Here is a 15,743-nt window from a genome sequence, read left to right on the forward strand (position 1 = left end):
AACGTTCACGGGGCCGATTCATGTTTGAACGACTGATCCGTTTTGCGATCGCCCATCGTTGGCTCGTGATGCTGGCCACGGCCGCTATCGCGGCATTGGGCGTCTTTAGCTACCAGAAGCTGCCTATCGATGCAGTTCCGGACATCACGAATGTCCAGGTTCAAATCAATACCGCAGCGCCGGGCTACTCGCCCCTCGAGGCTGAGCAGCGCATTACCTACCCGATCGAAACGGCGATGGCGGGCCTGCCCAATCTCGACCAGACACGTTCTATCTCGAGGTATGGGCTGTCTCAGGTCACCATGATTTTCAAGGACGGCACCGACATCTATTTTGCGCGCCAGCTGGTCAACGAGCGCATTCAAGAGGCCAAGGAGAAGCTGCCGGAAGGAATCGCCCCGGCAATGGGACCGACGTCGACCGGACTTGGTGAAATCTATCTCTGGACGGTCGAGGCCGACGCGTCGGCACGCAAGCCCGACGCAAGCCGATATACGCCTGCGGACCTGCGTGAACTGCAGGACTGGGTGATCAAACCTCAGTTGCGCAACGTCCCCGGCGTCACCGAAGTCAACTCGATCGGGGGCTACGTCAAGGAGTTTCGGGTTGCGCCTGATCCGACCAGGCTGATGTCGTATGGGCTGACGCTCGCCGACATTGTGCGCGCGCTCGAACGCAACAATGACAATGTCGGCGCGGGCTACATCGAAAAACGTGGCGAACAGTATCTGGTCCGTGTGCCGGGACAGGCGGGCTCGGTCAACGATATTTCAAATATCGTGCTGAGCAATGCAGGCGGAGTTCCGGTCCGGGTGCGCGATGTCGGGCAGGTCGACATCGGCCGGGAACTGCGCACGGGCGCCGCCACGTCGAACGGTCAGGAAGTTGTCCTTGGCACGGTGTTCATGTTGATGGGGGAAAACAGCCGGGCGGTGGCGAAGGCCGTTGCACTCAAGATGGACGACATCAACCGTACGCTGCCAGCGGGCGTCAAGGCGGTGCCCGTGTACGACCGGACCGTGCTCGTCGAGAAAGCCGTCGACACAGTGAAGAGGAACCTGCTGGAGGGAGCGGTGCTGGTCATCGTCATCCTGTTCATTTTCCTCGGCAACATTCGCGCGGCCATCATCACGGCGCTCGTCATCCCACTGTCGATGCTGATGACTTTCACCGGCATGGTGAACGCGAAGGTCAGTGCGAACCTGATGAGCCTCGGCGCACTCGATTTCGGCATCATCGTGGATGGCGCAGTGGTTATCGTCGAAAACTGCGTGCGGCGGTTATCCCACACGCAAACGATACTCGGACGTGCGTTGACGCGCGACGAGCGGTTCTCCGAAGTCTTCGACGCTTCTCAGGAAGCGCGCCGGGCGCTCATCTTCGGCCAGCTCATCATCATGGTGGTCTATCTGCCGATCTTTGCGCTCAGCGGCGTCGAAGGCAAGATGTTTCATCCGATGGCCGTTACCGTGGTGATGGCACTCGCGGCGGCGATGCTACTGACGGTGACGTTTATCCCTGCTGCGGTTGCACTCTTTATCGGGGACCGCGTCGAGGAAAAGGAAAACCGCCTGATGACGTGGGCACGCGGCGCGTATGCGCCGCTGCTGTCCCGGTTCATGCAGCGACCGAAGCGGGTGCTGGTCAGTGCGGTCATCATTGTCGGCGTGACGATCAGCCTGGCACCCCGGCTAGGAAGTGAATTCATTCCGAGCCTCAACGAAGGTGACCTCGCCGTGGCGGCGCTGCGAATCCCCGGCACCAGTCTGTCGCAATCCATTGAGATGCAGAAGGTGATCGAGCGAACGTTAAAGCAGCGTATTCCGGAGATTGACCGCGTTTTCGCACGAACCGGCACGGCGGAGATCGCTGCGGACCCCATGCCACCGAATCTTTCGGATGGCTACGTGATGCTCAAGCCCAAAAAACAGTGGTCCGACCCGGACAAATCGCGCGAGCAGCTCGTTGCCGAAATCGAGACCGCGCTCGCTGGTCTGCCAGGCAATGCATACGAATTCTCACAGCCCATCCAGTTGCGCTTCAATGAACTCATTTCGGGCGTGCGCAGTGACGTTGCGGTGAAAATCTTCGGCGATGACATGGCCGTTCTCAACGGCACGGGAGAGAAGATCGCAGCGGCACTGCAGAAGGTCCCCGGAGCATCCGAAGTGAAGATCGAGCAGACGACGGGGCTACCGGTGCTGTCTATCCATCTCGATCGGGAGAAGCTTGCAAGGTACGGCGTCACAGTGATGGAGGTGCAGGACACCGTGGCGGCCGCTGTCGGCGGTCGAAAGGCGGGCACCTTGTTCCAGGGCGATCGCCGTTTCGATATCGTCGTTCGCTTGCCTGACGAACTGCGTTCGGATATTGAAGCGATCAAGCGGCTTCCGATCGCACTTCCCGTTGCGGCGCCGGCGGCAGCAAGTGGCCCGATGGCACGGGCACCCTACGTGCCCCTGGCGGAACTGGCGACAGTGGAGGTAGGGCCGGGGCCGAACCAGATCAGTCGTGAAGACGGCAAGCGTCGCGTGGTGGTATCGGCGAATGTGCGCGGTCGCGATGTGGGCTCGTTCGTCGCCGATGCAAGACAGATGATCGAGCAGGACGTGCAGGTGCCGCCAGGCTACTGGCTATCATGGGGTGGGCAGTTTGAACAGTTACAAAGCGCCACCGATCGCCTTAAGCTTGTCGTTCCGCTCGCCCTGTTCATGGTGTTTGTTCTGCTGTTCATCATGTTTAACAATCTTAAGGATGGCTTACTCGTTTTCACCGGCATCCCCTTTGCATTGAGCGGAGGGGTGGTGTCGCTCTGGATGCGCGGCATCCCGTTATCGATTACCGCCGCCGTCGGCTTCATCGCGTTGTCCGGTGTGGCCGTGCTCAATGGCCTCGTGATGATTTCCTTTATCAGGAGTCTGCGCGAGCGTGGCGCGGAACTCGACGTCGCCGTGCGTGAAGGCGCACTCACCCGGCTAAGGCCGGTTCTGATGACTGCCCTCGTCGCATCGCTGGGCTTCCTGCCCATGGCATTCGCCACGGGCACAGGCTCCGAAGTGCAGCGCCCCCTCGCGACGGTGGTGATCGGCGGCGTTCTGTCGTCGACCGCGCTAACGCTGCTGGTGCTTCCCGTGCTTTACAAAGTTTGTCATTCGGTGTCCCTCCGGCAAGGCTTCAGAATGGCTTTGGGTAACATGGCCCCACGTTGGGTGTTGCAACGGTTGGGCCTGGATCGAAGGAATGCATCATGCGAATCCTGATCGTGGAAGATGAGCTCAAGACCGGGTCGTATCTCCGCAAAGGGCTGAAAGAGGCGGGTTATGTAGTCGACTGGGTTGAGGACGGCATCTCGGGCCAGCATCAGGCTGAGACGGAAGAGTACGACCTGGTGATACTCGACGTGATGCTGCCGGGGCAGAACGGATGGACGCTTTTGCAAAACCTGCGGCGCAAGAAATCCACACCGGTGCTCTTTCTTACTGCACGCGATGATGTCGGTGATCGCATCAAAGGGCTTGAGCTTGGCGCGGACGACTACCTCGCAAAGCCTTTTGATTTTGTCGAACTGACCGCGCGCGTGAAATCGATTTTGCGTCGTGGACGGCCGCGGGAATCCGATACGCTTCGCGTGTCAGACCTCGAACTCGACCTGATCCGTCGCAAGGCCACCCGACAGGGCGACACAATCATCCTGACGGCGAAGGAGTTTGCGCTTCTGTGGTTGCTGATGAGGCGGGAGGGCGAGATCCTCCCGCGGGCCACGATCGCGTCCCACGTATGGGACATGAACTTCAATAGCGACACAAACGTCGTCGATTCCGCGATCCGGCGGCTGAGGTCCAAGGTGGACGATGCCTACGAGCCCAAACTCATTCACACGGTCAGGGGCATGGGGTACGTGCTCGAAGAGCGGCAAATGGAAAACGCATGCTGACTCGTTTCGCGCCGCGGACGTTGCGCTCGCGACTCACCGCGCTCATCACACTGTGCACGTCGATCGTTCTTGCGTTAAGTGGGTTTGCACTCTTTGGGGCGTTGCAGGGACGGATTGACACGAACGCCAGCGACCAGATGGCCAATACGATGATGGCACTGCAGGTTCATCTGGCGGACATGCCGGCCACTCGCGACGTGCCACAGAGTGCCGAGCTGTGGACCGACCTGTTGCACGGCCACCGGAATATGGATCTGGGTATTTTCGACATGGCGGGAACGCCGCTTTTCCGCTCAAGCGGATTTCGACCGCTTTCACCCCACGTTTGGGAGCAGACAGGACATAAACCGGTTTCCGTCGCATCGACTGATTCGACGCTGCGTTACGTTGCCGCAACCGTGCGGCTCGATGGCGTTGATGTCCGTGTGGCCGTTCAATACAACCGGAATGATGACATCGCATTGTTACGGGCCTACGCGTATGCCATCGCCGTTATTCAGGTATCGGGCGTACTGCTGGCAGCGGCATTCGCGTACGGCATTGCGATGCTGGCATTGAGCCCGCTACGACGTCTGATCGCGCGCGCCGAAGAAATTTCATCGAGCCGGCTGACGCTGCCGCTTCTTGAGCTTGATGCTGCCGGTGAACTGAAGGAGTTGCAGCATGCGTTCAATGGCATGCAGCAACGGTTGAACGACTCATTCACCCGATTGAGCCAGTTTTCTTCGAACCTTGCGCACGATATGCGCACACCGCTCACCAACCTGCAAGCAGCGGCACAAGTCGCGCTTTCCAAACCGAGGCAAGCCGCTGAATACCGGGACGTCATCGAGTCGAGTATCGACGAATACCAGCGCCTTTCGAGAATGATCGAGGACATGCTATTTATCGCTCGCGCCGAGCGGGCCGATACCGCTCTCGACATTCGTGCACTGGATGCGGTTGAAGAAGCAGCACGCGTAGCGGGCTATTACGAACCAATGGCAGACGATGCGGAGGTGACCATCCGGGTCTCGGGGCAAGCGCAGGTCTCAGCCGATCTGCTGCTTTATCAGCGGGCCTTGAGCAACCTGATCTCCAATGCGCTCGCACACGCTCCGAAAGGAAGCACGGTCACCATCGACTGCAAGGAGACCGACACGATCACCCTACTCGCCGTTTCAGATAACGGCCCCGGTATCGGGCCGGAGCATGTACACAGGATATTCGAACGGTTTTACAGGGTCGATCCTTCACGCCATGATTCAGCTTCCGGCACGGGCTTGGGGCTGGCGATCGTGAAATCGATCATGGACAGTCATGGCGGCCAATGCCGCGTGGAAAGCCACCCCGGGGTCATGACAACATTTTTCCTGATGTTCCCACGGCATCGCGCCGATGGCCGGGACCGCTCTCACTGAACGGGCGCTGCATTGGCGTCCTACTGACCGTGCTTCCTTGCAAGTTGCGCGATCTCGCGTTCAAGTGCGCCGAGGAACACGTTGACACGGTTAGGCACATAGCGTCGGAGGGAAGTGAACATCGATGGTTTATAGCAAGGAGTTCTTCGCGCTCCAGATCGACCTTGCCAAGGCCGTAGCGGCGCTTGTTGGATTGCCTATCGATCAGGCTTTGCGCGATTACACGAATATCTACATTCGCTTCGGGCTAGGTCGGCATTTCGACCACGGTCATCCTGTCTGGCGTCGCTATATCGACGGACTAACCCGCGCGGCGGATGTTTGCGACTGGACCTATCGCTTCTATCTTGCACAACGAGCAGATTCACGGCAGCCCGAAACATCCACGTGCTTTTCATACGTCATGCAAGACGCAACGTGCGTGCGAATCCATTTCCGAAATGCGGAGTCCGCCACGACCGCCCCTTTGAGCAGCGAGCGCCTGCCTGCACGGCTTGCTGAGCTTCGGACGATCTTCGATGAGATCAAGCGTGACGGACCACACGTGACACGCGTGGTCGGCACCTCCTGGCTCTATAACCTGCCGGCCTATCGGCGGTGCTTTCCCGCACCGTACGTCGCCAGCGGCAGGATCGCGGAGCGACGGTATCGGCACATCTCGCTATGGGGACAATTTCTCGACCGTACCGGCTCGCTTAGACCCAACGTGACGCAGGATTTCAAGAGTCGGCTCGCGGGGCTCACAAAACCTGGAGACCTGGGGCGCGTGTTCCCATTGCAGGCGCTTGCCGTCGAAGCGCCGATCGAAGCGTTTTACAGGTTTTACGGAATATCGGCCGATGGCTGACTAACACCAAAGCGACTGCGCCCCAGTCGACGCGCGTCTCGCCCTTGGTTGCGCGTGACCTGTTCCAACAGCGCTCGAACGTCTTTTCCCTTCGCGCCCTTTTTGCCGTGCCACATTCGTCCGGTCTGCGGCCGCCGCCGTGTAAACTATGCGGTTTTTGCGCGAGGAAATCCGTGCAGCTTCCGCAGCGCATGCCATACAGCGGCGCGTCGCTCGTTCGCGTGCTGGCGCGCGTGACGCAGACCGGCGTCCCCGCTTCCGATGTGTCTTTGCCGGACCGCCTGAGCCAGTGGCTCGGCTGGACCGACGCGATCGCGCTGTCCAGTGCGCTCGATGCCGCCGCGCCCGCGCCCGTCACCGGTGCGCAGACGACACGCGGCGATGCAACCGTGGTCACGCTCGAGGCGGCGCGGTGCGCGCGCACGCGCGCCACGCTGACCGCCGCGATCGACGCGTGGCGGCGCGGCGACGCTGCCACGGCCAGACGGAGTCGCGGGACGCCTCTACGCGCCGAAGCGAGCATCGAAGCGAACGACGCAACCATCGATTTCGCGCTGTTCCGTCAGCACTATCAGGCACAGCAGCAGTCGATGGAAACCGCCATCGGCGAATTGCGCACCCGACTGCAGGCGACGCTCGCGACGCGCGGCGAGCGCCACGCGCGCCTCGCGCTCGTCGATGCGACCATGGAGCGCGCGCTCGACGGCCGCGAGCGCAGCCTGCTCGCCGCCGTGCCGACACTGCTCGAAACACACTTCACGCGACTGCGCGACACCGCACTCGCGATAGCAACAGCAACAACGACAGCGGCAGCCGCAACGCCGCAAGCGCAACACGCGGTCGCCGCGCCGCCTGCCGGCGCCTGGCTCGACGCGTTCCGAGAAGATATGCACGCCGTGCTGCTCGCGGAACTCGACCTTCGTTTTCAACCGGTCGAAGGGCTGCTCGCCGCCCTTCGCGCCAGCTAACCCGGAAATCCGCAGGACACACCATGTCCAGATACCGAATCCATCTTGCCGTCTTTGTGATTGGCCTTGCCGCCGTGTTGTGGGTCGCGATCGGTTATGCGACGACCAACCCGCTCGCGCTCGTCGTCGCACTGTTGATCGGCGCGTGCTACGTCACGGGCGCGATTGAGCTGTACCGCTATCAGCAAGCGACCGACACGCTGGTCGTGGCCGTCAATTCGCTGACCGCGACGCCCCCGCAACTCGGCGCGTGGCTCGACCGCCTGCATCCGAGCCTGCACGGCGCGGTGCGTCTACGCGTGGAAGGCGAACGCGCGGGCTTGCCGGGTCCGTCGCTCACGCCGTATCTGGTCGGCCTGCTGGTGCTGCTCGGAATGCTCGGAACGCTGCTCGGCATGGCCGCGACGTTGCGCGGCACCGGCGCCGCGCTCGATGCAGCCACCGATCTGCAAGCCGTGCGTGCTTCGCTCGCTGCGCCGGTGCGTGGCCTCGGCTTCGCGTTCGGCACATCGATCGCGGGCGTCGCCACCTCCGCGATGCTCGGCCTGCTGTCGGCGCTGTGCCGTCGCGAGCGCATCAAGGTCGCGCAGCAGCTCGACGCGAAGATCGCAACGGTGCTGCGCGTGTTTTCGCCCGCGCATCAACGCGAGGAAACGTTCCGGCTGATGCAGCGCCAGGCTGACGCGATGCCCGCGTTGATCGACGGCCTGCGCACGCTGATGGCCGCTCTCGAACAGCACAGCGCGACCACCCGCGAACAACAGCTGGCGAACCAGCAAACATTTCATGCGAAGACCGAGCTCGCGTATGCGCGGCTGGCGAACTCGGTCGAGCAGTCGTTGCGGCAGAGTGTCGGCGAACATGCGCGCGCCGTCGGCGCGGCGATCCAGCCCGTCGTCGAGACAACGCTCGCGAGTGTCGCGCGCGACACGACGGCGCTGCACGAGCGCGTGGCGCAATCCGTGCATCAGCAGATGGAAAGCCTGTCGCGCGGTTTCGCGTCGACCGCCGAGCAGGTCGCGAGCACCTGGACCGGTGCACTCGACGCGCAGCGCGCATCGAGCGACGCGCTCGCCGGGCGCATGAGTGCGACGCTCGACCGTTTCGCCGCGAGCGCCGACACGCGCGCATCGAAACTACTCGACGATGTCGCCGCGCAACTCGGGACATCGGCAGCGCAGCTCTCGCAGACGTGGAGCGACGCGCTCGCGCGGCACGCGCAAACGCACGACGCGCTCGCCGCTCGTCACGAAGCAGCGCTGACGTCGGCCGCCGTACGTTATGAGGCGGCCACCACCGCTGCGGCGGCAAGCATCGAGTCGCGTGCGACTTCGCTGGTCGAGCGGGTCGATGCTTCGCATGCCGCGCTGCAGGAGAGCCTTGCCAGCGCCGACGACCAACGCCTCGCCGCGTGGGCAACGACGCTCGAACAGACTGCCTCGGCGCTGTCACGCGAATGGGCCGAGACCGGCGCGCAACACGCGGCGCGCCAGCAGCAGATCTGCGACACACTCGCCGATACCGCACGCCAGATCGCCGAGCGCGCGCAAGCCGAGGCGCGCGGCACGCTCGATGAGATTGGACGGCTCGTGACGGCGGCGTCGGAAGCACCGAAGGCCGCCGCCGATGTGATCGCGGCGTTGCGCAAGAGCCTGTCGGAAAGCATGGTCCGCGATACGGCGATGCTCGAGGAGCGCACGCGTCTGCTGCAAACGCTGGAGACGCTGCTCGATGCCGTCAATCTCGCGTCGACCGAACAGCGCGCGGCCATCGACGGACTGGTGTCGACGTCGGCGAATCTCCTCGAGCGCGTCGGCGAGCAGTTCTCCGGCAAGGTCGAATCCGAAACGCACAAGCTCGATACCGCCGCCGCGCAGGTCGCCACCAGCGCGATCGAACTGGCGAGCATGGGCGATGCGTTCGGCGCGGCCGTTGCGTCGTTCGGCGAATCGAACGGCAAGCTGATCACTCATCTTGAGCACATCGAACGCGCGCTCGAACGGTCGCTCGCGCGTAGCGACGAACAGCTCGCGTATTACGTCGCGCAGGCGCGCGAGGTCATCGACCTGAGCGTGATGTCGCAGAAACAGATCATGGAAGACCTGCAGCAGTTAGCCGGAGCACGCGCGTCATGAGCGACGAGATCGATGTCGGCGTCGAGCCGGGCGCGCCGATCTGGGCCGCGTTCGGCGATCTGATGTCGGTGCTGGTCGGCGCATTCGTGCTGATTCTCGTGAGCATCATCGGCGTGCAGTTCGAACTGTCGAGCCGGCTGGACAAGGAGACGCAGCAGCACAAGGCCGAGGCACAGCGGCGTCAGGCGCTGGAGCAGGCGCTCGCCGCGCCGCTCGCAGCCGGGCGCGTGACGCTCGTAAACGGGCGCATCGGCATCAGCGGCAATGTGCTGTTCGCGCTGAACTCGGACCAGTTGCAGCCGCAGGGGCGCGAGTTGCTCAAGGCGCTGGCGGGACCGCTCGCCGCCTATTTGCGCGTGAACGACGAGATCCTGATGGTCAGCGGTTTTGCGGACGATCAGCAGGTGCGCGCGGGCAACCGGCGTTTCGCGGATAACTGGGAACTGTCGGCGCAACGCGCGCTAACCGTGACGCGCGCGTTTATCGACGAAGGCGTGCCCGCGTCTTCGGTGTTCGCGGCGGCGTTCGGCTCCGAGCAGCCGGTAGGTTCGAACGCTGATGCCGAAGGCCGCGCGAAGAACCGCCGCGTCGAGATCGCGCCAGTGCCGCGCCAGTCGGCGAGCAATGGCGGCAAGCATGAGTGACGCGCGCGAGGCGCAGCCTGTCGCGCAGGCTGCATCAGACGAGGCAGCCTGCGCTGACGCGCGCGCAACGCTCGAACGGTGGCGCGAAGCGGGCATGGATCGCATCGATCCGCTGCGCTTTGCGACGATCGCCGCGCTCGCGCGGCGCATGGCAATGCTGCCAGCGGATGGCGAGTTCGGTCGCCATCTCAACGCGAGGCTCGCGGCATGGATGACCGCGTATGAGCGCGAAATCAAACGCCAGCGCGAGTCGGGTCAACCTCGGCTCGAATCGCCGATATCGGCGCCGGCACCGGCATCGGCACCTGCGCCGGCGAATACACCCCGCGGCACTTCGCTCGCGGCCTTGGCCGCTTCATTGAGCCAGCGCCCCGACCGCGCGCAGACGCTCGCCGACACGCTGCAATACTTCCATACCGTGTGGTCGAAACTAAGCACGGGCCGGCAATTGCGCCAGTCGCTCGCGCACGTGCCGGGCAATGCGGGGCCGCTGAATTCGAGCCGCCTCGTGTATCGCGCGCTGTCGCTGATGAATGAGCTGTCGCCCGAGTACTTGCAGCATTTCCTGTCGTATGTGGAAACGCTGTCGGCACTTGGGGAACCGGGTGGCGGCACTCAGGCGTCGAGTGTAGAAAGTGCGCCGCCGGGCGGGAAAGAGACGAAAGCCGTGAAGCAATCGGTCAGGCGCAAGCCGAAGGCTTGACACGCTGGATGGCGCATACGCCCATCCGCACGACGGACGAATTGCCAATGCAACCCGAACACCGCGCCGTCGTCCAAAATGCCACCGCGAACGCCGCAGAGGGGCGGTTTATCAGCGCACCGGCGACTCATTTCCTGCGGTCTCACCAGCAGGTCTACCGCCAGACAACCGGACGAACAGCGCTTCGACGTCTTCAAGCGAAACAGGTTTGACCAGGTGAGCGTCGAAACCCGCTTCGATGGAGCGGCGTCGGTCCTCTTCCTGCGACCACCCGGTGAGCGCCACCAGCAGAAAGCGCCCGTCAACCCGCTGCGCACGGATCCGGCGGGCGGCCTCGTAGCCGTTCAACCGGGGCAAACCGATGTCGAGCACGATCACGTCTGGCAGCAGCGCAGCCGCGTGCTCAACGGCCTGTGGCCCATCGTACGCAATATGCACATCATGACCTCGCGTTCGCAAGAGCGTGGCGAGCGAATCGGCCGAGTCACGGTTATCGTCAACGATCAGTATGCGGCGGGCCTGCGCCGTCAACGGTTCGCGCCCAACGCGTGCCGGCGGCTTCGGTTGCGCCCTTTGCGCGTCGGTCAGGATCGGCAAGCGCACCACGAATTCGCTGCCCTGGCCCGCGCCGTCACTACGGACGACCACATTGCCGCCATGCATTTCCACCAGCGTCTTGACCAGGGTCAGGCCAATCCCCAAGCCGCTACGCGTGCGTTCCAGCGAATTGTCAGCCTGCGCAAACATGTCAAAAATGCGCGACAGCTGCGCCTCCTTGATGCCGATGCCGTTGTCCCGGACAAGGACGAGCGCATGGTTCCCGTCGCGCTCGACGCACAATTCGATCCGGCCGCCGCCCTCGGTAAACTTGCTCGCGTTGCTCAGCAGATTTCCGATCACCTGCAGCAGCCGCACGGGATCGCCGTCGACGTAGATCGGCTCGGATGGCACGCTCACCACCAGTTCCTGCCGCATCGCATCGCACTCGCTGCGGGCGGCCTCGGCAGCATGATGGGCCAGCGAGTTCAGTTCGACCTCGTCCCTGCGCAGTTCGATCTTGCCGCGACTGACGCGACTCACATCGAGCAGTTCGTCGACCAGGCGCACCATTTGAGCCATCTGGCGCTGCATGATGTCGATCGCGGATCGATCCGCAAGCGTGCGTGTGGTGGACTGCTGCAGTATCTGCACCGCGTTGCGGATCGGCGCGAGCGGATTGCGCAGTTCGTGTGCGAGTATCGCCAGAAATTCATTCTTCCGCTGATCGGTTTCGGCAAGTCCGGCGGCAAAGGCTTTCAGCTCTTCCTGCATGCGCCTGCTCTCGCTAATATCGCGCGCCACTCTCGATATACCGATCACCACGCCGTCTGCATTGCGCAGCGGTGACATCGCGACTGACAGGTGCACCGGCCGCCCTTCCCCGCCGATGATCATCGTCTCGGCATGCGCAATGCGCTCGCCTCTCTGCATCCGTGCCTGAACGTCGGCGTCCCCGTACTCCTGTGCAAGTGGCAACACGCGGGCGAGTGGCGTGCCGATCGCTTCAGCGGCGCGCAGCCCGAAAATATGCTCCGCGCCTGCGTTCCATGTCGTGATGATGTCGTCAAGGGTCGTGCTAATGATTCCATCGTCGGAGCACTCGACAATCTCAGCGAGGCGCGCCTGAACTTCTCCCACACGAGCGCGGTCGGTCACGTCCTCAAGCGCGAGCAGGATCAGTCCGGTTTCTTCATTGTTGCGAAGGATGCGGCGGGCATTGAGCAGCATGATCCTACGGCCGATGTGCTCGAAGCTCGCCTTGACCTCATAGTCCTCGAAAGGCTTGCTCTCGGTGAGCACCTGCGCGAGCAGCGCGTGCAGCTCGGGCGTGTCCCACTGACCGTTGCCCAGTTCAAAGAGACGGTGCCCCACCGTATCGGATGGCCTCTGCCTGAAAGTGCGATAGAAGGCCCGACTCGCGAGCTGGACACGTAACTCGCTGTCAAGGACCAGCAGCGGGTCGCGCGCGGTTTCGATAATCGCCTGGGCGTAGTCGCGTGCGTCTCGCAGGGCCGTCTGCGCGAGCTTCGCGCCTTGAATGTCCTCAAGCGCGAGCATGGCGCCATCGATCCGGTTGTCGGCGGTGCGATAGGGCAGCACCCGGAACGCATACCAGTGACCGGCTTCGTCCTGTACCTCGTGTTCGCGCATCTGCACGGTCTCGATGACCTCGCGCAGCAGCGCTTCGAGGCCGGCCGTCGGCACGGGAAGCCGGAGATGGCTGGCCGGGCGGCCAACGTCGCTGGCGCGCAGGTGCAGCAGTTTCGTCGCGGGCGCGGTGAACCGGCGTATGCACAGGTCACTGCCGAACACGACAATCGGAACATTGACACTGCCGAGCAGGTTGGTCATGTCGTCGTTGAGGCGCACGAGCTCGGCGTTGCGCACCTGCAGCTGTTCGTTGACCGTCGTCAGCTCTTCGTTGAGCGATTGCAGTTCTTCCTTGGCGGACTCGAGTTCTTCGTTGGTGCTCTGCAGTTCCTCGTTCGATGAAAGGACCTCCTCGTTGCCCGCCTTCAGCTCCTCATTGGCGGCGTCCTGCTGCTCGATCACCGATTGCAGGTATTCACGCGTGGAGGCCAGTTCCTGGCGCAGCAATTCCAGCTCATCACCAGGCAGTTTCGCTATTGCGCCGCTGGGGGATGCGCTCGGCACTGGACCATCGGAATGCGCAGGCTCGGCAAACGAAATCAGGTAGCAGCGCTCCGGCCAATTCGGTAATTTGACCGGGATGACGTGCAGGTCGATCTGCCGCTCGGTCGCTTCGCCCCGCACGCGTACACCCTGCCGGTGCACCGGCACGCCCTGCTGTTGGGATTCGGCGAGCGCCGCGCGCAATCCGACGAATAGCCCCTCGCGCGCCATCTTCAACAGGTTGTGGCTCGGCTCCCCGGGCGCCGGGGCAAGGAATGGGCCGGTCTGGCCGCGAAACTGCAGGATCTCCAGATTCTCGTTGACGAGCACGCCGGGCGGCGCGTACCGGGCAAGCGCGACACGATCGGCCTCGCGCTGCCAGTCTGTCACAGACATTGCCGGTGCCGGCGCGGCGCTTCGCCCGGGGTCGACGACCGTTCGTTCAGCATGAAAATGCGGATAGGACCGGGTTGCCGTTGCCTTTTTCGCATAGATGCGGTTGGGTGGGTCGACAGCGGCGAAAAGCGTGCTGAATGACCCTACGGTCTCAGACGCACCGAGTACCAGAAAGCCACCCGGGTTGAGCGCGTAATGGAACGTCGGGATCACGCGCTTTTGCAGCGACGGCGACAGGTAGATCAGCAGATTGCGGCAGCTGATCAGGTCGACCCGGGAATAGGGCGGATCGGCTGCCACGTTTTGCCGGGCGAAGACGATCATGTCGCGCAGCGATGGGGACACGCGGTAGTGGCTGTCCTCTCTGCTGAAAAAGCGGTTTAACCGTCCGGTCGACATCTCCGCCTCGATGCTGCCCGGATACAGCCCCTGACGGGCCTGCTGCAGCGACAGGGTGTCGCTCAGATCGGTGGCGAAAATCTGGACCGGCAATGGTGCGCCCTGCGTCGCTTCGAGAAATTCAGTGACGACGATGGCGAGCGAGTAGGCCTCCTGGCCGGTCGAGCATCCAGGGACCCAGATGCGCAGCGGCGTACCCGGGTCCTTGTGCTTCATGATGGCGGGCAGCACGTGCTGCCTGATCCCATCGAACGCGTCCGGATCGCGGAAGAAGCTTGTAACGTTAATCAGGATGTCGTGATACAGCGCCTCAAGCTCGGTGCGGTCATCTTTGAGTCGCGCCGCATAATCGGCGAGGCTCCCGAGCGAGTGCAGAACCATCCTGCGTGTCATGCGCCGTTTGACAGTCGTATCGCGATAGCTGCCGAAGTCGACCTTGAATGCAACCTGCAGCCGGCTCAGAATCTCGCGGTAGTCCCGGTCTTCCGCGATCGTGTCGGTGTCGGTCTCGGTTTCGGTTTCGGTTTCGGCCTGCGCCGCCCGGGACGAGGCGACATAGGGATGACGGCCGATGCGCGCCAGTTCGCGAGCCATGTCCGCAGGCGGCAGAACCATGTCGATGCAGCCCGAACGAATGGCATTCAGGGGCATGCCGGTGTGGGCCGCGCTCTGTTCGTCCTGGGCGAGCGTGATGCCGCCGGCCGCCTTGATCTCCTCCACACCCAGGGTCCCATCCGTGCCGGTGCCTGAGAGGATCACGCCAATCGCGCGGGCCTGGCAGTCTTCGGCCAGTGACTTCAGGAAATGGTCAACCGGCAGATGCACACCGCGCGCGTCGCCGCGCGGGCTGACCCGGCAGACGCCATCGGCAATCGCCAGCGTCGTGTTGGGCACAATCACATAGACGTGGTCCGGTTCGACCGGCAGACCGTCGCGGGCCTCGAGCACGGGCATCGGCGTGACTTCGCCCAGCAGGTCGCGCAATCTGCTTTTGTGCTGGGGATCCAGGTGCTGGATGACGACAAAGGCCATGCCGGTATCGGCGGGCAAATGTCCGAGCAGTTTGTTTAACGCATCCAGGCCGCCGGCCGACGCGCCAATACCGACCACCGGCACCGGCTTTGCCTCGACGCGCCCAACCAGGCTTGCGGCAGACATGGCGTCGGGCCGAGGCGGAGAGACACCGGACGGCCGAGAAGTTTTCCGGTTCACACAATGCTCCATCAAGGGAATCGTTGCTGCTGCCCGGCGACATCCGATATATAGCGTTCGACGAGTTAAATCGTGCAGGTGGCACGCACCGGGACCCGCACGCGTAGCAACGCGGCGAATTCTCGCATTAACGGGGCGGATGTGGGGGAGCCGGCACACGGCCTCGGAGGTCGCCAATCGCGCGCTGCGCTCGAACACGGACACTCGCACTGAAAGCGTACTCGATAGAGGGGCCTGTGACGAGGTCTGTAAGCTTCCCGATAACGCCCGTTCGCGCAGGCACGCCAAACGCAAAGACAACAAACCGTCGACATGGCGTTGGCCCATCGGTCGCCATGCCGAAGTCCATGCACGTCACTGCGACAAGCCGATGCCGGGAACAGGTTATGCGCGTCCTCCGGCGCTAACGCGGCATCGCCCCGATGCCGCGCA

Annotated in this window: 9 protein-coding genes; 8 read left to right on the forward strand and 1 reads right to left on the reverse strand. The window is 63.1% G+C overall.

Annotation, left to right across the window (positions count from 1 at the left end; genetic code table 11):
• The first annotated feature begins 20 nt into the window (after positions 1–20).
• The 8 genes from HV796_RS04340 (at position 21) to HV796_RS04375 (ending at position 10,631) form a co-directional block, all read left to right on the forward strand.
• Positions 21–3,260, forward strand: coding sequence for an efflux RND transporter permease subunit (locus HV796_RS04340; RefSeq protein ID WP_175225215.1), 3,240 nt, complete (start codon positions 21–23; stop codon positions 3,258–3,260).
• Positions 3,248–3,934, forward strand: coding sequence for a heavy metal response regulator transcription factor IrlR (irlR, locus tag HV796_RS04345; RefSeq protein WP_175225216.1), 687 nt, complete (start codon positions 3,248–3,250; stop codon positions 3,932–3,934). The genes HV796_RS04340 and irlR overlap by 13 nt, the downstream gene beginning before the upstream one ends.
• On the forward strand, positions 3,928–5,334 hold the full coding sequence (locus HV796_RS04350; RefSeq protein ID WP_175225217.1) for a heavy metal sensor histidine kinase: 1,407 nt from the start codon (positions 3,928–3,930) through the stop codon (positions 5,332–5,334). The genes irlR and HV796_RS04350 overlap by 7 nt, the downstream gene beginning before the upstream one ends.
• 124 nt (positions 5,335–5,458) lie before the next feature.
• Complete coding sequence (locus HV796_RS04355) at positions 5,459–6,181, forward strand: hypothetical protein (RefSeq protein WP_175225218.1); 723 nt, start codon at positions 5,459–5,461, stop codon at positions 6,179–6,181.
• 173 nt (positions 6,182–6,354) lie between these two features.
• Positions 6,355–7,149, forward strand: a complete 795-nt coding sequence (locus tag HV796_RS04360) for a DUF3348 domain-containing protein (protein WP_281369756.1) — start codon at positions 6,355–6,357, stop codon at positions 7,147–7,149.
• 23 nt (positions 7,150–7,172) lie between these two features.
• Positions 7,173–9,284 (forward strand): DUF802 domain-containing protein, encoded by a 2,112-nt coding sequence (locus HV796_RS04365; protein ID WP_175225219.1) that lies wholly within the window; start codon positions 7,173–7,175, stop codon positions 9,282–9,284.
• Positions 9,281–9,928: an OmpA family protein gene (locus tag HV796_RS04370; RefSeq protein ID WP_175225220.1), complete on the forward strand. Its 648-nt coding sequence runs from the start codon at positions 9,281–9,283 to the stop codon at positions 9,926–9,928. The genes HV796_RS04365 and HV796_RS04370 overlap by 4 nt, the downstream gene beginning before the upstream one ends.
• On the forward strand, positions 9,921–10,631 hold the full coding sequence (locus tag HV796_RS04375; protein ID WP_175225221.1) for a DUF2894 domain-containing protein: 711 nt from the start codon (positions 9,921–9,923) through the stop codon (positions 10,629–10,631). The genes HV796_RS04370 and HV796_RS04375 overlap by 8 nt, the downstream gene beginning before the upstream one ends.
• 111 nt (positions 10,632–10,742) lie before the next feature.
• Here the strand turns inward: HV796_RS04375 and HV796_RS04380 are convergent, their stop codons facing one another.
• Positions 10,743–15,509: a chemotaxis protein CheB gene (locus HV796_RS04380; protein WP_175225222.1), complete on the reverse strand. Its 4,767-nt coding sequence runs from the start codon at positions 15,507–15,509 to the stop codon at positions 10,743–10,745.
• Positions 15,510–15,743: the final 234 nt, after the last annotated feature.

It is taken from the genome of Paraburkholderia humisilvae (assembly GCF_902859855.1).
Classification (GTDB): domain Bacteria; phylum Pseudomonadota; class Gammaproteobacteria; order Burkholderiales; family Burkholderiaceae; genus Paraburkholderia; species Paraburkholderia humisilvae.

What these genes read in the sequence shown, in the direction of transcription:
- irlR (WP_175225216.1), top strand. Translation starts at nt 3,248, where the DNA reads ATGCGAATCCTGATCGTGGAAGATGAGCTCAAGACCGGGTCGTATCTC.
- HV796_RS04355 (WP_175225218.1), top strand. Translation starts at nt 5,459, where the DNA reads ATGGTTTATAGCAAGGAGTTCTTCGCGCTCCAGATCGACCTTGCCAAG.
- HV796_RS04340 (WP_175225215.1), top strand. Translation starts at nt 21, where the DNA reads ATGTTTGAACGACTGATCCGTTTTGCGATCGCCCATCGTTGGCTCGTG.
- HV796_RS04375 (WP_175225221.1), top strand. Translation starts at nt 9,921, where the DNA reads ATGAGTGACGCGCGCGAGGCGCAGCCTGTCGCGCAGGCTGCATCAGAC.
- HV796_RS04365 (WP_175225219.1), top strand. Translation starts at nt 7,173, where the DNA reads ATGTCCAGATACCGAATCCATCTTGCCGTCTTTGTGATTGGCCTTGCC.
- HV796_RS04370 (WP_175225220.1), top strand. Translation starts at nt 9,281, where the DNA reads ATGAGCGACGAGATCGATGTCGGCGTCGAGCCGGGCGCGCCGATCTGG.
- HV796_RS04350 (WP_175225217.1), top strand. Translation starts at nt 3,928, where the DNA reads ATGCTGACTCGTTTCGCGCCGCGGACGTTGCGCTCGCGACTCACCGCG.